This is a genomic window from Streptomyces sp. NRRL B-1140 (assembly GCF_001280065.1).
GTDB lineage: Bacteria > Actinomycetota > Actinomycetes > Streptomycetales > Streptomycetaceae > Streptomyces.
The window spans coordinates 219579-243505 of the sequence record NZ_LGEA01000102.1; the positions used below are offsets into that span (position 1 = coordinate 219579).

Here is a 23927-nt window from a genome sequence, read left to right on the forward strand (position 1 = left end):
CGGCTGTTGATGACACGCGGTCCTCACGAATCTCGCATCAATTTCCGGGACCTCTGAACACCCGTGGGGCGCCCTGCGTATGGAAGGGAGCCGCTTCACTCCTGTCGGGCGCCTCGATGCCCCCGAAAAAGGAAGTCAGAGGAGTTCCATGGGACGCAACACAAGAAAACGCCGTACGCCGCTGGCCACCAAGGCCATTGCCGCATCGGCGGCCCTAGCGCTCGGTGGGGGCGGGCTGATCTGGGCAAACTTCTACGCCTCGGCGCACGAGGAGAACTCGGCGAACCAGACGAAGTCCGCGGGCGCGCAGATCGCCACGATCCAGTGCCCGGACGTAGGACAGAAGCTGACCGATGTGCCGGACGGCGCTCGTCAGGGGGTGGACAAGGAGCTGGCCAACCTCGACAAGCAGATCAGCGAGGCCTACACCCGTCTCGCCTCCACGCGTCAGGCCCAGGCCGGTGACGCGAGCTTCGTCGACAACGCCATTCTCGGCCCGCTGAAGTCGAAGCGCGTCGCGGTCATCGACCGCATCGGCATCAACATCCGGCGGGTGGGCGGCCAGGCCCCGGGCAACCTCGAGCAGCTGGCCTCCTGCAAGGGCATGGCCGCCGAGGCCAACACCAACGACGGCCAGGCCGGCGGGGGTCAGAACAACGACGGCCAGAACAACGACGGCCAGAACAACGAGGGTGGCCAGGACCAGGGCGGTCAGGACCAGGGCGGTCAGGACCAGGGCCAGGACAACGGCGGGCAGGGCCAGGGCGGCAACGGCGGGCAGGCCGGCAACGGCCCGGCGGCGAACGACTTCATCAAGATCGAGGACGTCCAGCCCAACTCCCGCAACCTGCCGAACGGCCTCGCCGCGAACGGCGACGGCGGTTCGACGGGCACGTTCACCACGGAGTGCGGCACCAACGAGAACGAGAACCGCAACTCGGACAACGTGATCGTGGCGCCGGGTGTCTCCAACGGTGCGCAGCACCAGCACGACTACGTCGGAAACCAGAGCAACAACGCCTTCGCGAGCGACGAGGACCTGGCGAACGCCCAGACCACCTGCCAGAACCAGGGCGACAAGTCCTCCTACTTCTGGCCGGTCCTGCGGATCCAGGACGGTTCGAACGACATCGACGCCGGTCAGCCCGGCGGTGGCCAGGACGGCAACGTCGGCAAGATCGTCGAGCCGGCCGAGGCCCAGCTGAAGTTCGTCGGCAACCGCACCAGCGACGTCGTCGCGATGCCGAAGGCCCTGCGCATCATCACCGGTGACGCCAAGTCCACCACCAACGGCCTGAACAACGCCAACACCTCCTGGAGCTGCACCGGCTTCGAGGACCGTCAGGTGACGGACAAGTACCCGCTCTGCCCCGAGGGCAGCTCCGTGGTGCGGACGTCCAACTTCCAGAGCTGCTGGGACGGCCAGAACATCGACAGCGCCAACCACCGCACCCACGTCGACTTCGTCGAGGCGGACGGCAGCTGCTCGAACGGCTTCAAGGCCATCCCCCAGCTCCAGGTCCGCCTGGTCTACGACGTACAGGCGCCGCAGATCAACAACGGGCAGGTGCAGAACGCCTTCGCGGTGGACTCCTTCCCGGAGCAGCTGCACAAGGCGATCACCGACCACAACGACTTCATCAACTTCTTCGACGAGAACCTGATGAACAAGATGGTCCAGTGCATCAACGACGGCCAGGACTGCAAGTAGTCCTGAACCGGTAGCGCGGAAGGCCGGCGGTGGGAGTTCCCACCGCCGGCCTTCTGCCGCTGTGCCCCGCGTGCTCAGCCGTGATGGCTGCCGCCGCCATGGCCGTTCTTGTTGTGGCTGCCGCCCGGGTTCATGTGCTCGGAACCCTCCTCCATGGTCCCGCCGAGCGTGCCCTGCAGCGCCGTGACCGTCTTCTGCTGGCCGACGGCCACCCACTTGCGGCCGACGAGGTAGTAACCGCCGTAGTCCTTGGCGCTGTTCAGCCACTCGCGCTGGCCGCGGTCCGTGGAGAAGGTCGCGAGGACGTACTTCTCCTTGCCCTTCTTGCACAGCGCCTGGCGGATGGTGTCCGCGTCGGTCTGCATGTTCGGCTTGCAGTCGGCCTCGGCGGCGATGTGCTCCAGGCTGCCGCTCACCTCCTTCGGAACGGCCGCCTCGTCCTTGCCGCCGGACCCGCCGCAGCCGGTCAGCGCCAGTATCGCCACCGCGCCGCTCAGCGCGAGCATCGGTCGGGTCACCCTCATCTGTTCCTCCGGTCCTTGTCGGCACGGTCCCTGTCACGGCACGATCCGGACGCATGCCGCACCGAGCCCCGGCAAGAGGCTCTCGCCCTCGATACGGCTGCGGAGCCCGCCGTGCTCAAAATCCCGCTGCCCCGGTGTGCACGCGTGTGCGAGGGTGGTCCGGTGGATCAGGACTGGGAAGATCGTGCAGCCGCCCTCTGGGACCGTTTCGACGACTACGGCGAGACGGAGGCGGGCGAGGCCCGCTTCCGCGCCGACGTCGACGCCCTTGTGGCCGAGCTGCCCGAGGGCAGTCCGCTCGGGCCGTTCGAGCAGGCCTGCGCCTGGGACTCCACCGGCCGCTCCGACAAGGCGGTCCCGCTGTACCAGGAGGCACTGGCGAACGGGCTGGGAGACGTCAGCCCCTACAAGGCACGCCGGACGAAGATCCAGCTGGCCAGCTCGCTGCGGAACACCGGCCGGGCCGAAGAGGGCGTCGCGCTGCTGACGCCCGAGCTTCTCGCCCCGTCCGACGAGCTGGACGACCCCGTACGCGCGACGCTCGCGCTGTGCCTGTCGAGTCTCGGCCGTGACCGGGAGGCACTCGCGCTGGCCCTGGGCGCCCTGGCCCCGCACCTGCCGCGCTACCAGCGGTCCATGGCGAACTACGCCCGGCTGCTCGTGGAACCCGGGGCCCACCCGGGGGCGTGACACCCGCGGCCTGGTGACCAACCAACGATTCGCTCGTTCTGCTGAACGTGCAGTCACAGGATGTCGCCCAGCGCCCCGCACCTTCCTCCCCCGCCGGTCCGGTCGTCGACGTCGAGCAGGCCGAGGCCGCCCTCGTCGAGCACTATCCGCGGCTCGTCCGGCTGGCCTACCTGGTCCTGCCGCCCGGGCTGGGCCGCAGTCGCCGTGTCCTGACCGCACACGCCCTCACCCAGCGGGCCCTGCCCCGCAACCGCACGCCGTCCCCGGTGATCCCTGCGCAGTCCACCGGGCGGGACGGCGACCCCGGCTACGCCCTGGTCCGTCTCCAGGTGCTGCGCACGGCGCTGGAGGCGGGCCTGCCGCTGAAGGCGAAGGCGTGGCCCAAGAGGGCCCAGCTGCCTCCGCTGCTGCCGCACGTGTGGGGCCTGAAGCTGTTCCCGCGCTCCGGCGGCGCCGACGAACTCGCTCTGGACCAGCGGCTGTCCACCCTGTCCGGCCCGGCCCGGGCCGCCTACGCCCTGCGGGGTCTGGAGCGGCTCACGGACGACGGGGTGGGCAAGGTCCTCGCGGCGGCGGGCGTCGCCGACCCGGAGGGCGCGGTGCTGGAGGCCGACGGCGTCCCCGCCCAGTACGGGCTGCTCGACTCCCCCGAGTTCGACCCCTGCTCGCTCCAGGCCCGCCCCACCGACCTGATGCGCCGCCGCCAGCACTTGAAGGCCGCACTGGTCGCCGGTGCCGCCCTGCTGGTGTGCGGGGCCCTGCTCGGCCTGCCCGGTGAGGGCTGGGGCCCCGAGGGCGCGGCGGCACCCCCGTATGCGCGGAACCCGGCCGCGCAGGCCGCCCTGGACCCGGCGAAGCTGACCCGGGTCCCGCCCGGCGCGTGGCGCAGCTCTGCGCGCACCGACTTCTCCGTGTGGCCGGCCCGCGGCGACCGCACCGACGACAAGGCCCTGCTGCGCCGCGCCCTGGCCGTGTGGGCCCGCCCCGGCGAGACGGTCCAGGTGTCGGCGACCCCCGGGACCCTCTCCGGCGGGCCCGCCGGCCCGCCCCAGCTGCTGTACGCGGGGACGGTCGACGCGGCGCGCGTGGTGATCCTCTACGACGGTCTGCGCATCGTCCGGTACGCCGAGCCGAAGGACGGCACGCAGGGCGCCGCCCTCGACCTCGCCCGGGTGGACGGGGCCGGGCGTGCCGAGGCGGGCGCGGTGGTCCTGGGCCGGTCCGACGGCAACGTCCGCTATCTGACGGCCCCCTGGGTGCGGAAGGCCGGCGAGCGGGACCTGATGAAGCCGCGCTCCGGCGCGATGAACCTCACGCTCACCGGCGGTGTGGCCGCGCCGCTGGCCAGCCCGGCCCTGCGGCCCGGCCCCTGCACCTCGTGGAACGTGCTGCAGGTGACCGACGGCGGCGGGACCCGGCTGCTGACCGACCTCGGCGAGCTGGTCCCGGCCCGGCTCACCACCGGACGGCCGGGCTCCCCGGCCGAGGTGTCCGGGGCCGCGGCGCTGCACACCTGGAAGCCGTTCGCCTGCTCGCTGGGCACGATGCGCTCGGCAGGGGTGCGGAGCGTCAACGCCTGGGCGTTCAACGAACAGCCGCTGCCCGACGCGAGCGGCTCGGCGGCGTGGGTGTGCACGCGGGCCGAGACCTGGCGGGGCGGCGGGGCGCGGGTGCTGGCGCAGTTCCACACTCCGGGCGGGGCGTACGGCGCGGCGGCGGCGCAGGCCGAGAACGTCCCGGCCTGCGGGGCGCGGGACCCGCATGTCCTGGCCGGGGTGCTGTGGAAGTCGAAGGCCGGTGACTGGTACCTGTTGGCCGCCGGCAGCCGGAAGACGGCGTCGGTCCGGGCGACGGGCGCGGTGAACGGGGAAGCACGGGGCAGTCTGCTGACCGTCCCGGCCGAGCGGGGGGCCAGGGCTCAGCTCAAGGGAACCCTGAAGGACGGGCGTTCGCTGCGCGGGCTGCGCTGAACCGGGGCCGTATCGCCGGCCCGTGCGATGAGGCCGGGTGACCCGGTGATCGATCCGGCCCGTTCGAGGCCGGAATCGATCGGTAAGGTGTTCGCATGACTACCGGGGTTCGCCGCAGAATGGGAGTCGAGGAGCGGCGGCAGCAGTTGATCGGCGTCGCCCTCGAACTGTTCAGCCGCCGCTCGCCCGACGAGGTCTCCATCGACGAGATAGCGTCGGCCGCGGGCATCTCACGCCCGCTCGTCTACCACTACTTCCCCGGCAAACTCAGCCTGTACGAGGCCGCGTTGCAGCGCGCCTCGGACGATCTGGCGGCCCGTTTCGTGGAGCCTCACGAGGGCCCGCTGGGGGCGCGGCTGCTGCGCGTGATGCACCGCTACTTCGACTTCGTGGACGAACACGGGCCCGGTTTCTCCGCCCTGATGCGCGGCGGTCCGGCCGTCGGCTCCTCGACGACCAACGCGCTCGTCGACTCCGTACGGCAGGCCGCGTATGTCCAGATCCTTTCGCACCTGGGCGTGACCGATCCGCCCGCCCGCCTCGAACTGGTCGTCCGCTCCTGGATCTCGCTCGCCGAGTCGACGGCGCTGATCTGGCTGGACGGCCGGCGCATCCCGCGCGAGGAGCTGGAACCGCAGCTCGTCAACGACTTCGCCGCGCTCGCCGCCGTCAGCGCCGCCTACGACGAGGAGATGGCGGAGCTGCTGCGCGGCGCCCTCAAGGACGAACCGGCCGACGGCCCGTTCGCGCACCTGGTCGGCCGGCTCATCGCGCTGGCGGGCTGATCCGGCTCAGCTCTCGTACTTCGCGTACGACGGATCCAGGTCGCGGACCTCGGCGGAGGCGTGCAAGGTGTGACCGGCGGCGGGCTTCACGTGGTTGCGCAACAGCTCCAGCGCGGCCTCGGTCAGCCGGGCCTTGGTCTCGTCGGTGCGGCCGGCGAGCAGCGCGATATGGACGTGGACGTGGGCGTGCCCCTCGGTCTCCGGACCGACCACGATGTCCTCGGTCGGGCGGAACCGGGTCTTGCAGGCGGGCGGCTTGGCGGCCGCGATCTCGACCGTCGCCTCGTGCAGCGCCTTGGCGAATCCGGGCCGGTCGAAGCCGTCGGCGAGGTCGGCGGAATAGTCGACGGTGATCTGCGGCATCAGCACTCCTGTTCCCGTTCGGTGTGCTCACCCTAGCCGCGGGCGGGGCGGGGGGGGGCCGCCGGTCGCGGTCCGCCCCCGCCCGCACCGGTGGATTACCCCGCGGTCCGGGTGAAGACCGCGACCGTGCGCGCCGGCACGGCGAAGGTGCCGGACTCCCGCGCGTAGGCGGCGGACTTCACGGTGGTGTCCGCGCCCGCCGCCTGCACCGGGTGCAGCCGGTAGCCGGTCCCGGCGAGTGCGGACACGCGCTGCTCCTGGCGTTCGGGCGTGGCATTGAAGACGACGACGAGGTCACCGAGCCGCATGGTGATCACGCCGGGCGTCTCGTCCGTGCCGGACAGCGGGAAGGACAGCCGGGACTGCACCTGCGCGGCGGTGCCGAGGGAGAAGTCCTTCTCGGTGCTCCGGATCCGCAGCAGGTCACGGTAGGCGGCCGAGGCGCCCTCGATCTGCTCGCAGCCCACCTTGACGGTGGTCAGCAGGGGCTTGACGTACGGCCACTTGTCGGTGTTGTCGGCCGCCATGGGCAGGCCGCGGCCGAAGCCGTTGCCGTCCTCGCACCTCCAGTGGACGGCGTTGAACCAGTCGCCGCTGTCGTAGGAGTTGCGGTCCAGGGACTTGGAGCGCAGCAGGTCGGTGCCGGCCTGGGAGAGGGCCGGGCCCTGGGAGAGGGTGGCCGTGGCCATGGCGAGGACCTGCATCCGGGCCCGGTCGGACGCGCCGGTCGTGGCGGGCAGCTTGAAGGCCAGCGCGTCGAACAGGGACTCGTTGTCGTGCGCGTCGGCGTAGGCGAGGGCGTCGCCCGGGGCGTCCGCGTACCCGGCGGGGGCGCCGTTGTAGTCCACGTCGGAGCCCTTGACCTCGTTGCCGCCGGTGTCGGTGAACCGGTAGCCCGCGAGGTTGCCGGAGAGGCCGACCTTGACGAGGTCCTGGTAGTGCAGGAGCCGGGCCTTCTGCTCGGCGGGCGTGCCGTTGCTCTTCGAGGAGTTGGGGTCGGTGTACAGGCCGGAGGCGAAGCCCTGGACGCCGGGGTCCTCGTCGAAGGGGCCGCCGCCGCGCACGGCGTCACGGGCCCGGTCGGAGAAGGTGGCGATGCCGGTGCCGGCCATGTTCTTCTGCGTGGCCTGGACGAACCGGGCGTCGTCGGCGACCTCCCCGAAGTTCCAGCCCTCGCCGTAGAGGATGATCTTCTTTCCGTCGACGCCGTCCTTCGCGAGGGTCAGTTCGTCCAGGGCCTTGCGGACGGCGAGGATGTTGGCCTTCGGGTGGTGGCCCATGAGGTCGAAGCGGAAGCCGTCGACCTTGTACTCCTTGGCCCAGGTGACGACCGAGTCGACGACCAGCTTGCCCATCATGGCGTTCTCCGTGGCCGTGTTCGCGCAGCAGGTGCTGTTGGCGACCGAGCCGTCGGCGAGGAGTCGCTGGTAGTAGCCGGGCACGATCCGGTCCAGGACGGAGGTGCCGGCCTGGCCGCTCGCGGCGGTGTGGTTGTAGACGACGTCCATGACGACCCGCAGCCCGTCGTCGTTGAGGGCCTTGACCATCCTGCGGAATTCGACCGTGCGGGCGGGGCCGTCCGGGTCGGTGGCGTAGGAGCCCTCGGGGACCGTGTAGTGGTACGGGTCGTAACCCCAGTTGTAGGCGTCCTTCGCGGCGATCTTCCCGACGCACTCCTGCTGCTTGTCGGAGTCGGCCGGGAAGGAGGCCAGGTCGCAGTCGGTCTTCGCCTGGTCGGCCTTCCTCTCCGGGATGGTGGCGATGTCGAACGCGGGCAGGAGATGGACGTAGGAGGTGCCCGCCTTCGCGAGCTCGCGCAGGTGCCTGCTGCCGTCGCTCGCCTTGTCGGTGAAGGCCAGATAGGTGCCGGGGTGCTTCGCCGTGCGGTCCTCGACGGAGAAGTCCCGGATGTGCAGCTCCTGGATCTGGGCGTCCCGCAGCGGCACGGCCCTGGGCTTGGTGTACGACGACCAGCCGGCGGGCTTGAGGGCCTTGTCGTCCAGGTCGACGACCAGGCTGCGCTTCGAGTCGGTGGTGAGCGCGAGGGCGTAGGGGTCGGTGACCTTGTTGGTGACGACCTTGCGGACGCCGGGCGCCCAGACCTTGACGACGTACCGGTAGGGCTTGCCCTTCCAGGACGCCGGGCCGGTGACGGACCAGACGCCAGTGGCGTCGTCGCGGCGCATGGCGACGGTCTTGCCGTCGAGTTCCAGGGCGACGGACTGCGCGGTCGGCGCCCACACGGACAGGGTGGGGCGGCCCTTGGCGAAGGTGGGCCCCAGGTCGGCCTTGGTGGCGCCCGGGTACAGGTCGTCGAGGACGCCGGCGATCTGCACGCCGGTCGCCGCGAGGACGGCTCCGTTGGCCGCGTGCTGGGTGGCGACGACCTGGCCGCGCAGGGCCTCACGGACCCGGTCGCGGTCACGCGGGTCGACGGTCCAGGCGTCGTACGCCTGGAGGTGCGGGAACTTCGCCTTCTGGGCGTCGGTGAGCTCGCTCCTCGCCAGGCGCAGCCACTTGGCGTCGCCGGTCAGGGCGCCGTCCTCGGCCTTGATCGAGCCGTTCCGGGAGTACAGCAGCTGGGTGGATGCTGCGGCGTCGGAGCCGTTCCAGGCGAGGGTGTTCCGGTCGATCCAGACCGCCTTGGAGGTGGTCAGGTCGAGGGCGGCGGCATTGCCCGCGGGCTGCGGGAGCAGGTACTTCTCCTGGCCGCTCACCAGCCACACCTCGTGGCCGTTCGCCTTGAGGTCGAGCGACTGGTCGGTGGGCAGGTCCTTCTCGTCGCCCTTGTGGAGGATGTAGCTGAGGCTGGTGGCACCGTCGGTGAGCGGTACCTCGAAGACTGCGCCATAGGTATCAGTCTTGACCGGCTTGAGGGGGTTCGACCAGTCGGTGGGGTTCGCGGCGCCGGTCCAGACGTGCAGGCCCCAGCCGTCGTAGTCCCCGTCGGCCCGGTGGTAGTGCAGGACGGCCTTGGTCTTGTCGGGCGCCGGGTACTCGGGTCGCTCGGTGGTGACGGTGTCCTTGCCCTGCTCGATCCAGATCTCGCCGGTCTTGGTGAGGTCGATCGTGCGGTCGGCGGAGACGTCCTTGGTGCCGTCCTTGTCGATGACGAGGAAGCCGACGTTCGAGGCGCCGGGCTTGAGCTTGACCCAGGCGAAGGCGCCGTACGCGTCCCGGCCGGTGAAGGGGTGGCTCCTGGGCCACTCGGTGGCCTCTCCCTCGGCGAGGTCGCCCCAGGCGTACAGGCCCCAGTCGGCGTAGTCGCCGTCCGTGCGCTTGTAGTGGACGATCACGTAGTCGCGGGAGGAGGCGGTGGGCGGCTCGGGGGCGGGCGGGGTGCCGGTGGCGGAGGCGGCCAGGGCGCTCGCGGTGCGGCCGGCCCAGTCGACCACGACGGCCTTGTAGCGCCGGGCCGTGCCGGGGGCGACGTTCTTCCCGATGGTGTGGGTGACCTTGTACGGGGCGTGGTCGGCGGAGCCGAGGACCTGCCACTTTCCGCCGCCGGTCTGCGCGGCGAACACGACCCGGTTGAGCTGCCCCCCGTCGACATCGGCGGTGACCTCGACCGTGCCGGTGGCTCCGGCCGCCGGGGCCTTGAGGGTGAGCGTCGGGGCCGTGGCGGGCTTCGCGAGCTTTCCGGACGCCTTGAGGACGATCGCGGAGCCGGCCGGGACGGTGACGGTGACCTTCTTGTCACCGTCGCTCTTCAGGGTCGCGGCGGTGCCGTGGATGCCCTTGAAGGTCATGCCGGCCGAACCCGTCGGGAAGGTCGCGGTCTTCTTCTCGCCCGCGTTGTTGAAGGCGACGACGTACTCGGTGCCGGTCTTCGCGTCGGTGCGGGAGAAGGCGTAGACGCCGGGGCCGTCGGCCGCGTACCGCTCCTGCTGGACGCCGTCGGTGAGGGCCAGGTTGGCCTTGCGGAGTTTGGCGAGGGCGCTGATCCGCCGGTACAGGGGCGCCTTGGTGTCGTAGGCGTCCTCGGCGTGGGTGCGGTCGGTGCCGATGCGGTCGTCGTCGAGGTAGTCGGCGGTGCGTGAGGCGAACATGCTCTGCCGGGCGTCCTTGTCGCCGCCCGGGCCGGTGAAGCCCTGCTCGTCGCCGTAGTAGACGACGGGGTTGCCGCGGCTGAGGAACATCAGCTCGTTGGCGAGAGCGTCCTTCGCGAGGATCTCGGCGTCGGTGGCCTTGGGGTTGTCCTGCTTCAGGAACGACCCGATGCGGCCCATGTCGTGGTTGCCGAGGAAGGTGACCTGCTCATACGCGTTGGCCTTGCCGGTCGTGTACTTGTAGTCGTCGCCGAAGACACCCGCGAGCGTGCGGGCGCTGCCGCCCTGGGAGGCGTACTGGCGGGCCGCCTCCTGGAAGGGGAAGTCGAGGGTGGCGTCGAGCCGGCCCTGGGTGACGTACGGGGCGGTGATGTCCGTGTCGGACGAGTAGACCTCGCCGAACATGAAGAAGTCGTCCCGGCCCCGCTTGGCGGCGTAGGCGTCGAGGGCCGTGGCCCACTGGGTCCAGAACTCCATGTTCACGTGCTTGACGGTGTCGATCCGGAAGCCGTCGACGTCGAAGTCCCGTACCCAGCGCTGGTAGATCTTCTCCATGCCGCGCACGACCTCGGGCCGCTCGGTCCACAGGTCGTCCAGCCCGGAGAAGTCGCCGTGGGTGGAGCTCTCACCGGCGAAGGTGGAGTCGCCGCGGTTGTGGTACATCGTCGGGTCGTTGAGCCACGACGGCACCTTGTTCTTCCCGGTGACCACCGGGGTGCGCGGGAAGGAGTCCCGGTCGACCGCGGGGAAGCCGCGTCGCCCGTCGGCGTAGTCGGCGTCGTCGAAGGGCACGCCGTCCTTCGTCAGGTACGGGAAGGCGCCCTTGGAGAGGTAGTCGTAGGACTTCTCCTCGTAGTCGACGACGTCGGCGGTGTGGTTGGTGATGACGTCGAAGAAGACCTTCATGCCCTTGGCGTGGGCCTTGTCGATGAGGGTCTGAAGGTCCTCGTTGGTGCCGAAGTGCGGGTCGACCTGGGTGAAGTCGGTGATCCAGTAGCCGTGGTAGCCGGCGGAGGCGTTGGCCCCGGTGCCCTGCACGGGCCGGTTCTTGAAGATGGGGGCCATCCACAGGGCGGTGGTGCCCAGGCCCTTGATGTAGTCGAGCTTCTTGGTCAGACCCTTGAGGTCGCCGCCCTGGTAGAAGCCCTTGTCGGTGGGGTCGTAGCCGGTGGCGAGGCGCGAACCGGTCAGGCCGCCCTTGTCGTTGCGCGGGTCGCCGTTGGCGAATCGGTCCGGCAGGACGAAGTAGAACTGCTCGCGGGTGGCGTCGTGCCGGGCGGGCTGGGCCGCCAGTCCGGCGTCGGAGGGGGGTGGAGGCGGTGTGCCGGCCCGCGCCGCGAGGGGCTGGACGAGCGCTGCGGCCAGCGCGGTCACGGTGACCGCAGCGACCCGTCCGGCATGGGTGGTTCGGCGCCTCGACGGCGTCGGCCATCTCGGTATCACAGATGGGCTCCTTGCGATTACGGCTCTTCGGGTCCGACCCCGCGCGACCGTATCGCCGCCGCAACGCTTACAGCAAGAGGCTTGAAACCACCGGAAAAAACTTTCAGTCGGCCGCTCAGCAGCTCGACTTGCCCGCGTGGACCGCCAGGGCGGTGTTCGCGCCCAGGGTGGCCGTGAGCTGCCCGCCGGAGTTCACCGTCACGGTCCTGTTGTTCTGCACGTCGCAGTACGTCCCCGCAGGCAGCGACGTCTGATACGTACGGCTCAGCGAGCCCGACTCGTGGTTGATGGCCACGAACCCCTTGTTCCCACGGCCGAAGGCGATGGCGTCGCCGCCGTTGTCCCACCAGTTCGTGACGGCCTGGCCCCGGGTGGCGTTGCGGAAGGCCACCATGGACTTGATCTCGGGCCAGTTGTGCTGGCACTTCCAGCCGTTCTGCCAGCAGGCGTTCACCGCACCCCCGTCGGGCGGGCCCGCGTCCGGGTCGGAGAACTCGTACCCGGAGTTGATGTCGGGTGCGCCGTAGGGCCAGGCCAGCATGAAGACGTTGGCCAGGGTGTAGTTCGCCCCGTCCTTGTAGCTGAGGGTCGAGCCGTTGCGCTCGGTGTCGTGGTTGTCGACGAAGACACCGGAGACGCCGCTGTTCATGTAGCCCCAGCCCTCGCCGTAGTTCTTCAGGTAGGCGAGGTTCTCGTTGTTGAAGACCCGCTTGAGGTCGTAGGCGTAGCGGAACTCCTGGACGTCGCCGTTACTCGTGTATTCGGTCGGCTGGACCGCCTCGCCGGAGCCGTATATGACCTCCTGCTTCCAGTACACCGAGGGGTTCGACAGCCGCGACTTGATGTTCGCGAGGTCGGCCGCGTCGATGTGCTTGGCCCCGTCGACGCGGAAGCCGTCGACGCCGAGGGAGAGCAGGTCGTTCAGGTACCCGGCGATCGCGCCGCGGACGTAGCTCTCGCCCGTGTCGAGGTCGGCGAGGCCGACCAGTTCGCAGTGCTGGACGTTCCAGCGGTCCCGGTAGTCGCCGATCCGGCTGGTGCAGTCGTCGAAGTCGAACGACGAGTACAGGCCGGGGTAGGTGTACTTGCTGTACGACGAGCCACCGGTGCCGGTGCCGCTGCCCGCCGACATGTGGTTCACGACGGCGTCCACGACGACCTTCACACCGGCCGCGTGGCAGGTGCTGACCATGTTCTGAAACGCCGTGCGGTCGCCGAGCCGGCCGGCGATCTTGTAGCTGACGGGCTGGTACGAGGTCCACCACTGCGGGCCCTGTATGTGCTCGGCGGGCGGGGAGACCTGGACGGAGCCGTATCCGGCGGGCCCGAGGGTGGTGGTGCACTCGCGGGCGACCGAGGCGAAGTTCCACTCGAAGAGGACGGCGGTGACGTCCTTGGTGCCAGGTGGGGAGGCCTGCGCACCAGTCGGGTTCATGACAACCGAGGCGGCTGCGAGCGCGACGGCGGCGGCGAGGTATCTGCGTGCCATGTGGGGTTTCCTTCTTCGTTGAAGGTTCTTGCAGCAAGGTTCAGAAACCTTGCGGTGACGCAGATAGTAGAGGCCCGCCGCCCGAAAGGGCAGCGGGCCGTACGGAATTCAATGGAAAATCAGGCGCGGGCCTCTTGGGTCGCGGTGGTCGCGGTGGTCCACCACACCGTCGTGTCGGCCGGCACCTTCGCCTCGTCGTCGACCTGCACGATCTCGCCGCTCGCGACCAGGACCCGGCCGTACGCCGGCATCGCCACCGACTCGCCGGTGGTGTTGGCGACGCACACGAACTCCCCGCGGCGGAAGGCCAGCACGCCCTCGGGCGCCCGCAGCCACTCCACGGACGTACCGGCGCCGAGGTCGGGCCGCTCGCGGCGCACGGCGAGCGCGGCCCGGTACAGCTCCAGGGTCGAACCGGGCTCGCCGGTCTGCGCCTCGACGCTCAGTTCGCCCCAGCCCTCCGGCTGCGGCAGCCAGCTGCCGCCGTCACCGAAGCCGTACGAGGACCCCGTCCGGGTCCACGGGATCGGCACCCGGCAGCCGTCGCGGAAGCCGTCCTGGCCCGCGCCCCGGAAGTACGCCGGGTCCTGGCGCACCTCGTCCGGCAGGTCGACGACGTCCGGCAGGCCGAGCTCCTCGCCCTGGTAGACGTACGCCGAGCCGGGCAGCGCCAGCATGAGCAGGCTCGCGGCCCTGGCCCTGCGCAGCCCCAGTGCCCGGTCGCCGGCCAGGCGGATCTGGGTGCCCAGACCGGCCGGGTTGGCGAAGCGGGTGGCGTGCCGGGTCACGTCGTGGTTGGACAGCACCCAGGTGGCGGGGGCTCCGACCGGGCGCATGGCCTCCAGGGTGCGGTCGATGACCTCACGCATCTCCTCGGCGTCCCAGTGGGTGCTGAGGTACTGGAAGTTGAAGGCCTGGTGCAGCTCGTCGGGACGGACGTAGTTCGCGGTGCGCTCGATGGTCGGGGTCCACGCCTCGGCGACGAAGATGCGTTCGCCCGCGTACTCGTCGAGGATCAGCCGCCACTGCCGGTAGATCTCGTGCACGCCGTCCTGGTCGAAGAACGGCATGACATCGTTGCCCAGCAGTTTCACCTGGTCGTGGGAGCCCAGGTCGGGCAGCCCGTCGGCCTTCACCAGGCCGTGGGCGACGTCGATCCGGAAGCCGTCGACGCCCATGTCCAGCCAGAAGCGCAGGATGGAGCGGAACTCGTCGCCGACCGCGGGGTGCCGCCAGTTGAAGTCGGGCTGCTCGGGGGCGAAGAGGTGCAGGTACCACTCGCCGGGCGTGCCGTCGGGTTCGGTGACGCGGGTCCAGGCCGGGCCGCCGAAGATCGACTCCCAGTCGTTGGGCGGCAGTTCGCCGTTCTCGCCCTTGCCGGGGCGGAAGTGGTAGCGGTCCCGCAGCGAGGAGCCCGGCCCCTCGGCCACGGCCCGCTTGAACCACTCGTGCTGGTCGGAGGAGTGGTTCGGGACGAGGTCGACGATGATCCGCAGGCCCAGCCGGTGGGCGTCGCGGATCAGCGCGTCGGCGTCCAGCAGGTTGCCGAACATGGGGTCGACGGCACGGTAGTCGGCCACGTCGTAGCCGGCGTCGGCCTGCGGCGAGGCGTAGAAGGGGCTGAGCCACACGGCGTCCACGCCGAGGTCGCGCAGGTACGGCAGACGGGTGCGGACACCCTCCAGGTCGCCCATGCCGTCACCGTTGCTGTCGGCGAAGCTGCGCGGGTACACCTGGTAGATCACCGCGTCCCGCCACCAGTCGCGGCGCTTGGCCACGGCGACGGCGGACGCGGGGGTGGGGGCAGGTGCGGCTGAGTGCTGGCTCATGTCGTCCTTGATGCGTAACAGGAGGTCGGTCATGGAAGGCGTGGGTGGGGTGACGAGGCGGCCGCGGCACAGCGGGGTCGGATGGGCACCACGGCCGCCTCGGGCTTTCGGGGGACGGTTCGGCAGCGCACCGGCGGGCGCGGGGGTCACCCCTTGGTGCCGCCGGCCGTCAGTCCGGTCACCAGGTTCTTCTGCACCAGGTAGAAGAACAGGGCGGCCGGTATCGCGATCAGCACGGCCGTCGCAGCCATCAGGTTGCGCTGCGCGTCGTGCTCGCTCACGAACGTCTGCAGACCGACGGCGAAGGTGTAGTTGCCGTCGCTCAGCATGAACGTCGAGGCGAACGCGACCTCGCCGAAGGCCGTGAGGAAGCTGTAGAACGCCGCGACCGCGAGGCCCGGCTTGGCGAGCGGCAGGATGAGCCGCGCGAACGTGCCGAAGGGGGTCAGCCCGTCGACGCGCCCCGCCTCGTCGATCTCGAACGGGATGGTGTCGAAATAGCCCTTCATCAGCCAGGCGCAGTACGGCACGATCGTGGTGCAGTTGACAAGGATGAGACCAAGGTAGCTGTCGATGAGCTGCAGATCCGAGAGGATCTGGTACATCGGCACGATCAGTACCGCGATGGGGAACATCTGGGTGACCAGCAGCACCCACATCAGCTTCCGGTAGCCGGGGAACCGCATGCGGGAGACCGCGTAACCGGTGGACGCGGCGACGACGACGCCGATCAGCGTCGTGCCCAGCACCACGACCAGCGTGCTCTTCAGCCAGTCGAAGAAGCCGGTGTCCTGCAGGACGAACGCGTAGTTGTGCAGGGACATCTTGCCCCAGATGCGTCCGGGGTGGAGGTAGTCGTCCTTGTCCGGGCCGAGGGACAGGAAGAGCAGCCAGGCGACCGGGAAGAGCGCGGCCAGGCTCGCGACGATCAGCACGGCGTGCGAGGCGAGGGAGGCTCCGCGGCTGCGTTGGCCGCGGCCGCGGACCTTGCCGGGGGCGTTCGCGGGGCGCCGCTCGCCGGCCGGGGCCGGGCTCTCGACGGTGGTCGTACTCATGGGGAACTCCTGCCTCAGATCGCGAGCTGCTGCTCGTTGCGGTTCAGCCAGCGGCGGTAGAAGGAGGTGAAGACGATCAGGATGGACAGGAGCAGGATTCCGTAGGCGGCGGACTGGGCGTAGTCGCGCGGCTGCTGCCCGAAGCCCAGTTGGTAGGCCCAGGTGACGAGGATCTGGGCATCGGGTGCGGTGTTGCCGAACAACAGGAAGATGATGGCGAACTGGTTGAAGGTCCAGATGACACCCAGGAGTACGACCGTCGTGCTGACGGACCTCAGACCGGGCAGCGTGACGTAGCGGAACCGCTGCCAGGCGTTGGCGCCGTCCATCTCGGAGGCCTCGTACAGGCTCGCGTCGATCGACTGCAGGCCGCCGAGGAGCGAGACCATCATGAACGGCACACCGCACCAGGTGTTGACCATGATCGCGGCGAACCGCTGCCAGAAGGTGTCCTCCAGCCACAGCGGTGTCGGCAGGTGCAGGAACTCCAGGCCGGAATTGATGATGCCGCCGTCCGCGAGCATGAACCGCCAGCCGAAGACGGTGACGAAGGTGGGCACCGCCCAGGGCAGCACCAGGATCATCCGGTAGAGGGTGCGGCCGCGCAGCTTCTGGTTGAGCAGCAGGGCGAGGCCGAGACCGATGCCGTAGTGCAGGGCGACACAGGCCGCCGTCCAGAAGACCGTCCACAGGAAGTGCGACCAGAAGCGGTCGTACGCCGTCGGGCCCCACAGGATGTCGGCGTAGTTGTCCAGGCCGATGAACTTGTACGTGGCGTCGATGTGGTTGACGCCGATCGTGCGGGCGGTGTTGAGGCTGGTGGCGTCGGTGAGGGTGAGGTACAGGCCGTACACCAGCGGGTACACCACGAGGACGCCCAGGACGACCGCCACCGGGGCGATCATCGCGTAGGCGTACCAGTGCTTGTGGAAGCCGTTCCTCAGCCGCTGGGCCGGCCCGGGTCGCGGTTCCCGCTCACCGCGCCGCTTGCCGGTCGCTCGGTCGATGGCGACTGTCATGGTTCGACACCTTCTGGAGGTTCAAGGAGGTCAAGGGGACTGCCGGGCGGCAGGCGCGGGCCGGTGGCCGCGGGATCCCCTCCCCCATGGCAGGGGATCCCGCGGCCGGCCGGCGGTCACTTGGAGAAGTCCGGCACCAGCTTGGCGATGGCGGTCTCGGCGTTGCCGAGGCCCTTGTCCAGGGACTCCTTGCCGCCCGCGATCTTCAGCAGCTCGTCGTCGAGCGGGGTCCACAGGGAGCTGTACTCGGGCAGCGCCGGGCGCGGCTGGGCGGCGGACAGCACGCCCTGGTAGCCGGCGATGCCGGGGTCCGCCTTGACCTTGCCGGTGTAGGCGTCCTGGCGGGTGGGGAGCGTGTTGTTCTTCAGCGCGATGGTCTCCTGGGCCTTGGCCGAGGTCATGAACTTCACGAACTTCAGCGAGGCCTCCTGGTGGGCCTTGTCCGAACCCGCGTACACGGAGAGGTTGTGGCCACCGGTCGGGGCGCCCGCCTTGCCGGTGGAGCCGGCCGGGACGGTGGCGATGCCGAGGTTGTTCTTGTCCTTGAAGGCCGAGCCCTTGTAGAAGTTCGTGATCTCCCAGGGGCCCTGGATGATCGAGGCGACCTTGCCGCTGACGAACGCTTCCTGGATGTGGGCGTAGGCGTCGGCGGTGGTGTCGGCCTTGTGCAGGCCCTTGCCCTTGAACAGGCCCTGCCAGGTGCCGTAGGCCTTCTTGGCCTCGGGCGAGGTGACGGTGATCTTCTTGGCGTCGGCGTCGACGGTGTCGGTGCCCTCGCCGTAGAGGAAGGTCTGGGCGTAGTAGGCCTGGGTGGAGCCCCAGTAACCGTCGGCGCCGGTCTTGTCCTTGATGGTGGCGGCGGCCTTCTTCAGGTCGCCCCAGGTCTTGGGGGCCTCGACGCCGGCCTTCTCGAACAGGGCCTTGTTGTAGACCAGGGCCAGGGTGTCCGTGGTGAAGGGGACGCCGTAGGTCTTGCCCTCGTACGTGGCCTGCTCGATCAGGCTGGGCTGGAACTTGTCCTGCTCGGCGAGGGCCTCGGTGCCGTCCAGCGGCGCGAAGAAGCCCTTCTTGGCGAAGGCGGGGGTCCAGCCGACCTCGGAACGCAGCACGTCGGGGGCGCCCTTGGAACCGGCGGCGGTGTCGAACTTGTTCTGCGCCTGGTCGAAGGGGACGTTGACGTACTTGACCTTGATGTCCTTGTTGGCGGCCTCGAACTCCTTCACCAGGGCCTGGTACGTCGGCGCCTCGTTGGTGGCGTTGGAGGTGTCCCACCAGGTGATGGTGACCGGGCCGCCGGCCTCGTCGCCGCTGTCGCTTCCGCCGCAGGCCGTCGCCGCCAGGGCGAGGGACGCCGCCAGCGCGGTGGCCGCTATGCCACGCCGCATGAGTTCTCCTTGAGGGTGAAGCCCGTTCGTGCTGCCGACTGCGCCGTTGGCCGCCGGGCGTCGGTGAGATTAGCCGCGCTGCAACGACTTGCGAAAGACCTTGCAGCAAAAAGTTGCAAGGGGTGCGGATGGTTACCCCGCCGTGACCTCGCCTCGACCGCCCCGAGGCCTTGATTTCCGCCTGCCCGGCGGGCAGTGGGACGGCTGTGCAAGACTCTGCAAGCACTTGCCATCCGTGCCCGCCGGGGGGAATCATCCGTTGCGGATCGGACGGATCGGACGCCGACCATGAATCTCGAGGGACCGCGATGACCAAGCCACCCGCAGCGGGCCGTGCGACGGCGCGCACCAGGCGTCCCGGCGGTACGCAAGGGGAACACCGGCCGCTACAGTCCGGTGCTGTGACCACACGGCTTGCCGACATCGCGTTGCAGGCGGGGGTGAGCGAAGCGACCGTCAGCCGCGTCCTCAACGGGAAGCCGGGCGTCGCCGACACCACCCGCCAGTCCGTGCTGGCCGCTCTCGACGTGCTGGGCTACGAACGCCCGGTGCGGCTGCGCCAGCGCAGCGAGGGGCTGGTCGGTCTGATCACCCCGGAGCTGGAGAATCCGATCTTCCCGGCCCTGGCGCAGGTCATCGGCCAGGCGCTGACGCGGCAGGGCTACACGCCGGTGCTGGCCACCCAGACCCCGGGCGGCTCGACCGAGGACGAGCTGACCGAGATGCTCGTGGACCGCGGCGTCGCCGGCATCATCTACGTCTCCGGACTGCACGCCGACACCACCGCCGACATGCAGCGCTACGACCGGCTGCGCGCCCAGGGCGTGCCGTACGTCCTGGTCGACGGCTTCTCGCCGAAGGTGCAGGCGCCCTTCATCTCCCCCGACGACCGGGCGGCGATGAGCCTCGCGGTCACGCACCTGGTGTCCCTGGGGCACACCCGGATCGGACTGGCCCTCGGGCCCAAGCGGTTCGTGCCGGTGCAGCGCAAGATCGAGGGGTTCGTGCGCACGATGCAGGACCAGTTGGGTCTGCGCGCCGAGACCGTCGAGTCGGAGCTGGTGCAGCACTCCCTGTACACCCTCGAGGGTGGTCAGGCGGCGGCGACCGCGTTGATCGACCGGAACTGCACGGCCGTAGTGTGCGCCAGCGACATGATGGCGCTGGGCGCGATCCGGGCGGCCCGGCAGCTCGGTCTGGACGTGCCGAAGGACGTCTCCGTGGTGGGCTTCGACGACTCCCCGCTGATCGCCTTCACCGACCCGCCCCTCACCACGATCCGCAAGCCGGTCCCGGCCATGGGGCAGGCGGCCGTGCGCACGCTGCTGGAGGAGATCGGCGGGACGCCCGCGCCGCACAGCGAGTTCGTGTTCATGCCGGAACTGGTGGTGCGCGGTTCGACCGCTTCGGCCCCGGGGGAACGCGTTCGTCCCTGAAGGGTCCCTTCACTGCGCCCGCCCGCGTCACGCGGCCTGATACCGCCGTAGGACATGCGGCCCGGGCGGGGCCGCGGGATGATCGGTGCGTAAGTCCTTTTCTGGCAGACTTTGCGCCTATGGGTGAAACGACCGTAACGAAGCCGGAGGGCCTGGAAGCGGCCCTCCCGGAGCCCGTTGCGGCCGATCCGGGGCGCGGCCCCCTGCGCCGGCTGCGCACCCCGCGGCGGCCCCGGTTCTGGTTCGAGATCCTGCTGATCGCGGTGAGTTACTGGACGTACTCGCTCGTCCGCAACGCCGTGCCCGAGCAGAGAGCCGAGGCGCTGCACAACGCCGACTGGATCTGGCGGGTCGAGCACCATCTGGGCGTCGCCGTCGAGGAGTCCGTCAACCACGCGGTGAACTCGGTGCATTGGCTCATCGTCGGGATGAACTACTACTACGCGACGCTGCACTTCATCGTCACGCTGGGTGTGCTGGTGTGGCTGTTCCGTCGCCACCCCGGCCGTTACGCGGCGACGCGCCTGGTGCTGTTCGCGACGACCGCGGTCGCCCTGCTCGGCTACTACCTGTATCCGCTGGCACCGCCGCGGCTGATGAACGGCGGCGACTTCATCGACACGGTCATGGTCCACCAGACCTGGGGGTCGATGGCCTCGGGCGATCTGAAGCACATGTCCAACCAGTACGCCGCGATGCCGTCGATGCACATCGGCTGGTCCGTGTGGTGCGGCCTGACGATCTTCGCCCTGGCGTCGGTCCCCTGGGTGCGGGTCCTGGGCCTGCTGTACCCGGCCCTGACGCTGGTGGTCATCGTCGCGACCGCCAACCACTTCTGGCTGGACGCGGTCGGCGGACTGCTGTGCCTGGCCTTCGGGTTCACGGTCGCGCGGCTCTGGTACGGCAGGCAGCCGTACGCGCTGCCGAGGCTGGCGCCGCAGCGCGGGCGCGGTGAGTCGCGGTCGCCGGCCGCGGTACGACCTGCGGGTGTCCGGGGTGGGCGTCGCTAGGTCGTGCCGTGGAGCAGGCGAGACGTGGCGGACATGCCTCAACGCTCGGCGGTGCCGTAGAACAGTTCCTCCACCACACCGCGCGCCCGGCGTGCCGTGCGGCGGTAGGCGTCCAGCATGTCGCCCGCGTGGCCCGGTCCGTATCCGAGGTACCTGCCCACGGCGGCCAGTTCCCGGGACTCGGTCGGGAACGTGTCGCCGGCCCGGCCGCGGACCAGCATCACCGCGTTGCGGACGCGGGTCGCGAGGACCCAGGCCTCGTCGAGGGTCGCCGCGTCCTCGTCCGTGATGAGCCCGGCGGCGCGGGCGGCGGCCAGGGCCTCGCGGGTGCGGGTGGTGCGCAGGCCCGGCTCCGTCGAGCCGTGCCGCAGCTGCATCAGCTGCACGGTCCACTCCACGTCGGACAGGCCGCCCGGCCCGAGCTTGGCGTGCAGCTTGGGGTCGGCGCCGCGCGGCAGCCGCTCGGACTCCATGCGGGCCTTCAGCCGGCGGATCTCGCGCACGGCCTCGTCGGAGAGTCCGTCCGCCCGGTAGCGCAGCGGGTCGATCAGCTCGATGAAGCGGCGGCCCAGCTCCTCGTCGCCGGCGACGGGCTCGGCCCGCAGCAGCGCGTGCGACTCCCAGGTCAGGGCCCACCGGCGGTAGTACGCCTCGTAGGAGGTGAGGGTGCGGACCAGCGGGCCGGACTTGCCCTCCGGGCGCAGGTCGGCGTCGATGAGCAGGGGCGGGTCGGCGCTGGGGAGCTGCAGCAGGCGGCGCATCTCGGAGACGACCTTGTTGGCCGCCTGGGAGGCCTCCCGCTCGTCGACGCCCTCGCGCGGTTCGTGCACGAACAGCACGTCCGCGTCGGAGCCGTAGCCCAGCTCGTGGCCGCCGAACCGGCCCATGCCGATGATCGCGAACCGGGTGGGCAGGTCGTCGCCCCAGCCCTCCCGCACGACCGCGCGCAGCGTGCCGGCGAGGGTCGCCGCCGTCAGGTCCGACACCGCCGCCCCGACGAGGTCCACCAGGGCGCCCTGGTCGGCCTCGGCGGGCTGCTCCTCGGTGCCGTAGGAGCCGACGATGTCGGCGGCGGCCGTGCGGAACAGCTCGCGGCGCCGCACTCCGCGGGCCGCCGTGACGGCCTGGGCGGCGCCGTCGGCCCGGCGCACGGCGGCGAGTATCTCCTGCTCCAGGTGGGCGCGGGACCGGGGCTCCAGACCGCCGCCGTCCCCGTCGCCCAGCAGGGCGACCGCCTCCGGGGCACGCATCAGCAGGTCGGGCGCGAGCCGGCCGGCGGACAGCACCCGGGCGAGGTTCTGCGCGGCGGCGCCCTCGTCCCGCAGCAGCCGCAGGTACCAGGGGGTCTTGCCGAGCGCGTCGGAGACCTTGCGGAAGCCCAGCAGGCCCGCGTCCGGGTCGGCCGAGTCGGCGAACCAGCCGAGCAGCACGGGGAGGAGGGTCCGCTGGATGGCGGCCTTGCGGGTGACGCCGGAGGCCAGCGCCTCCAGGTGGCGCAGGGCGGAGGCGGGGTCGGCGTAGCCGAGGGCGACCATGCGTTCCCGGGCCGCCTCGGTGCTCAGCCGCGCCTCGCCGGTCGCGAGCTGGGCGACCGCGTCGAGCAGCGGCCGGTAGAAGAGCTTCTCGTGCAGGCGGCGTACGACACCCGCGTGCCGCCGCCACTCGCGGTGCAGATCGGCGACCGGGTCCGCGCGCAGGCCCAGGGAGCGGCCGATGCGGCGCAGCTCGGCCTCGTCCTCGGGGACGAGGTGGGTGCGGCGCAGCCGGAACAGCTGGATGCGGTGCTCCATCGAGCGCAGGAAACGGTAGGCCTCGTCGAGCTGGGCCGCGTCGGACCGGCCGACGTAGCCGCCCGCGGCCAAGGCCTCCAGCGCGTCCAGGGTCGTGCCGCTGCGCAGGGAGGTGTCGGCCCGGCCGTGCACCAGCTGGAGCAGCTGGACGGCGAACTCGACGTCCCTGAGGCCGCCCGGGCCCAGTTTCAGCTGCCGGTCGACCTCGCCCGCGGGGATGTTCTCCACGACCCGGCGGCGCATCTTCTGCACGTCGGGCACGAAGTTCTCGCGCTCGGCGGCCTTCCACACCAGCGGCTGGACGGCGGCGACGTACTCCGCGCCGAGGTCGAGGTCCCCGGCCACCGGGCGGGCCTTGAGCAGCGCCTGGAACTCCCAGGTCTTGGCCCAGCGCTGGTAGTAGGCGAGGTGGCTGGAGAGGGTCCGCACGAGGGGGCCGTTGCGGCCCTCGGGGCGGAGGTTGGCGTCGACGGGCCAGATGGAGCCCTCGACGGTGGTCTCGGAGCAGATCCGCATCATGTGCGAGGCGAGCCGGGTGGCGGCGCGCACGGCCTTGGTCTCGTCGGCCCCTTCGCTGGCCTCCCCGACGAAGATGACGTCCACGTCCGAGACGTAGTTCAGCTCATGGCCGCCGCACTTGCCCATGGCGATCACCGCGAGGCGGCACAGCGCCGCGTCCTCGGGCGCGGCCGCCTCGGCGATCCCGAGGGCGGCGCGCAGCGTGGCGGTGGCGAGGTCGGCCAGCTCGGCTGCGGACTCGGCGACGCCGGTGGTGCCGCAGACGTCCCGGGCGGCGATGGACAGCAGGCAGCGCCGGTAGGCGACACGCAGGGAGACCGGGTCGGTGGCCTCCGCGAGCCCGGCCTCGAACTCCTCCACCCCGGGGTGCAGGTCGTACGCCTCGTACATGACGAGCGCCTGCCAGTCGTCCGGATGCCGGGCGAGGTGGTCGGCGAGGGCGGTGGAGGCGCCGAGGACGCCGAGGAGGCGGTCGCGCAGCGGCTTGGAGGAGATCAGCGTGTCGAGCAGTTCCCGGCGGGCGCCGGGGCCGTGCTGGGCCTCCAGCAGCCGGACCAGTCCGAGCAGCGCGAGATCGGGATCGGCGGTGGCGCCCAGCGCCTCCAGCAGGACCGGGTCGTCGCGCAGGGGCGCGAGCTCCGGGCTGTCCAGAAGCCGCTCGGCGGCGGACGCGTCGGTGAAGCCGTGCCGCAGCAGCCGTGTGAAGGTGCTGCTCCTGCGCCCCGGCACCGCCGTCATCCGGGCCTCCCTCGCACTGTTCCTCGGACATGGGTCGGATCAAGGTCGTACGGCTTTGAGCCTAACCGCACGGGCCGGGGGAAGCGCCGGGGAGTTCGGCGGGCGGACAGGGACGGGCGGGC

At 70.7% G+C, this 23927-nt stretch carries 15 protein-coding genes; 6 read left to right on the top strand and 9 right to left on the bottom strand.

What is annotated here, in order from left to right; all coding sequences use genetic code 11:
* Positions 1–148 precede the first annotated feature (148 nt).
* On the top strand, positions 149–1711 hold the full coding sequence (locus ADK65_RS21795) for a DUF1996 domain-containing protein (RefSeq protein ID WP_053672019.1): 1563 nt from the start codon (positions 149–151) through the stop codon (positions 1709–1711).
* A gap of 74 nt (positions 1712–1785) precedes the next feature.
* Here the strand turns inward: ADK65_RS21795 and ADK65_RS21800 are convergent, their stop codons facing one another.
* Complete coding sequence (locus ADK65_RS21800; protein ID WP_078956082.1) at positions 1786–2235, bottom strand: hypothetical protein; 450 nt, start codon at positions 2233–2235, stop codon at positions 1786–1788.
* A gap of 162 nt (positions 2236–2397) precedes the next feature.
* On the opposite strand from ADK65_RS21800, the gene ADK65_RS21805 reads away from it, so the two are divergent.
* The 3 genes from ADK65_RS21805 to ADK65_RS21815 all read left to right on the top strand — a co-directional run bounded on the left by ADK65_RS21805 (position 2398) and on the right by ADK65_RS21815 (position 5680).
* Entirely contained in the window at positions 2398–2925 is a 528-nt protein-coding gene (locus ADK65_RS21805) for a tetratricopeptide repeat protein (RefSeq protein ID WP_234352922.1), read from the top strand.
* A 47-nt stretch (positions 2926–2972) separates the two neighbouring features.
* On the top strand, positions 2973–4895 hold the full coding sequence (locus ADK65_RS21810; protein WP_053672022.1) for a hypothetical protein: 1923 nt from the start codon (positions 2973–2975) through the stop codon (positions 4893–4895).
* 95 nt (positions 4896–4990) lie between these two features.
* Complete coding sequence (locus tag ADK65_RS21815) at positions 4991–5680, top strand: TetR/AcrR family transcriptional regulator (RefSeq protein ID WP_078956083.1); 690 nt, start codon at positions 4991–4993, stop codon at positions 5678–5680.
* A gap of 6 nt (positions 5681–5686) precedes the next feature.
* Here the strand turns inward: ADK65_RS21815 and ADK65_RS21820 are convergent, their stop codons facing one another.
* The 7 genes from ADK65_RS21820 to ADK65_RS21850 form a co-directional block, all read right to left on the bottom strand.
* Positions 5687–6043: a 5-carboxymethyl-2-hydroxymuconate Delta-isomerase gene (locus tag ADK65_RS21820; protein ID WP_053672024.1), complete on the bottom strand. Its 357-nt coding sequence runs from the start codon at positions 6041–6043 to the stop codon at positions 5687–5689.
* 95 nt (positions 6044–6138) lie between these two features.
* Positions 6139–11535: a pullulanase-type alpha-1,6-glucosidase gene (gene pulA, locus ADK65_RS21825; RefSeq protein WP_053672025.1), complete on the bottom strand. Its 5397-nt coding sequence runs from the start codon at positions 11533–11535 to the stop codon at positions 6139–6141.
* A 115-nt stretch (positions 11536–11650) separates the two neighbouring features.
* Positions 11651–13024, bottom strand: a complete 1374-nt coding sequence (locus tag ADK65_RS21830; protein WP_053672026.1) for an alpha-amylase — start codon at positions 13022–13024, stop codon at positions 11651–11653.
* 119 nt (positions 13025–13143) lie between these two features.
* Positions 13144–14853, bottom strand: a complete 1710-nt coding sequence (locus ADK65_RS21835) for a glycoside hydrolase family 13 protein (RefSeq protein ID WP_053672262.1) — start codon at positions 14851–14853, stop codon at positions 13144–13146.
* Between the two features lie 146 nt (positions 14854–14999).
* Complete coding sequence (locus ADK65_RS21840; RefSeq protein ID WP_053672027.1) at positions 15000–15908, bottom strand: sugar ABC transporter permease; 909 nt, start codon at positions 15906–15908, stop codon at positions 15000–15002.
* A 14-nt stretch (positions 15909–15922) separates the two neighbouring features.
* On the bottom strand, positions 15923–16927 hold the full coding sequence (locus ADK65_RS21845) for a carbohydrate ABC transporter permease (protein ID WP_053672028.1): 1005 nt from the start codon (positions 16925–16927) through the stop codon (positions 15923–15925).
* Positions 16928–17043: 116 nt separating this feature from the next.
* Positions 17044–18312 carry an extracellular solute-binding protein gene (locus ADK65_RS21850; RefSeq protein ID WP_053672029.1) on the bottom strand — a complete coding sequence of 423 codons (1269 nt, stop codon included), beginning with the start codon at positions 18310–18312 and terminating at the stop codon, positions 17044–17046.
* Between the two features lie 401 nt (positions 18313–18713).
* Here ADK65_RS21850 and ADK65_RS21855 point away from each other — a divergent pair, with 401 nt between their 5' ends.
* Entirely contained in the window at positions 18714–19748 is a 1035-nt protein-coding gene (locus ADK65_RS21855) for a LacI family DNA-binding transcriptional regulator (RefSeq protein ID WP_053672030.1), read from the top strand.
* Positions 19749–19867: 119 nt separating this feature from the next.
* Positions 19868–20758, top strand: coding sequence for a phosphatase PAP2 family protein (locus tag ADK65_RS21860; RefSeq protein ID WP_053672031.1), 891 nt, complete (start codon positions 19868–19870; stop codon positions 20756–20758).
* A gap of 38 nt (positions 20759–20796) precedes the next feature.
* Here ADK65_RS21860 and ADK65_RS21865 read toward each other — a convergent pair whose 3' ends face one another.
* Positions 20797–23805 (bottom strand): bifunctional [glutamine synthetase] adenylyltransferase/[glutamine synthetase]-adenylyl-L-tyrosine phosphorylase, encoded by a 3009-nt coding sequence (locus ADK65_RS21865; RefSeq protein WP_053672032.1) that lies wholly within the window; start codon positions 23803–23805, stop codon positions 20797–20799.
* Positions 23806–23927: the final 122 nt, after the last annotated feature.

Bases quoted from the DNA above. Each gene is read 5' to 3' on its own strand.
- ADK65_RS21795 (WP_053672019.1), top strand. From the start codon at position 149: ATGGGACGCAACACAAGAAAACGCCGTACGCCGCTGGCCACCAAGGCC.
- ADK65_RS21800 (WP_078956082.1), bottom strand. From the start codon at position 2,235: ATGAGGGTGACCCGACCGATGCTCGCGCTGAGCGGCGCGGTGGCGATA.
- ADK65_RS21815 (WP_078956083.1), top strand. From the start codon at position 4,991: ATGACTACCGGGGTTCGCCGCAGAATGGGAGTCGAGGAGCGGCGGCAG.
- ADK65_RS21820 (WP_053672024.1), bottom strand. From the start codon at position 6,043: ATGCCGCAGATCACCGTCGACTATTCCGCCGACCTCGCCGACGGCTTC.
- ADK65_RS21830 (WP_053672026.1), bottom strand. From the start codon at position 13,024: ATGGCACGCAGATACCTCGCCGCCGCCGTCGCGCTCGCAGCCGCCTCG.
- ADK65_RS21835 (WP_053672262.1), bottom strand. From the start codon at position 14,853: ATGAGCCAGCACTCAGCCGCACCTGCCCCCACCCCCGCGTCCGCCGTC.
- ADK65_RS21840 (WP_053672027.1), bottom strand. From the start codon at position 15,908: ATGAGTACGACCACCGTCGAGAGCCCGGCCCCGGCCGGCGAGCGGCGC.
- ADK65_RS21845 (WP_053672028.1), bottom strand. From the start codon at position 16,927: ATGACAGTCGCCATCGACCGAGCGACCGGCAAGCGGCGCGGTGAGCGG.
- ADK65_RS21850 (WP_053672029.1), bottom strand. From the start codon at position 18,312: ATGCGGCGTGGCATAGCGGCCACCGCGCTGGCGGCGTCCCTCGCCCTG.
- ADK65_RS21860 (WP_053672031.1), top strand. From the start codon at position 19,868: ATGGGTGAAACGACCGTAACGAAGCCGGAGGGCCTGGAAGCGGCCCTC.
- ADK65_RS21865 (WP_053672032.1), bottom strand. From the start codon at position 23,805: ATGACGGCGGTGCCGGGGCGCAGGAGCAGCACCTTCACACGGCTGCTG.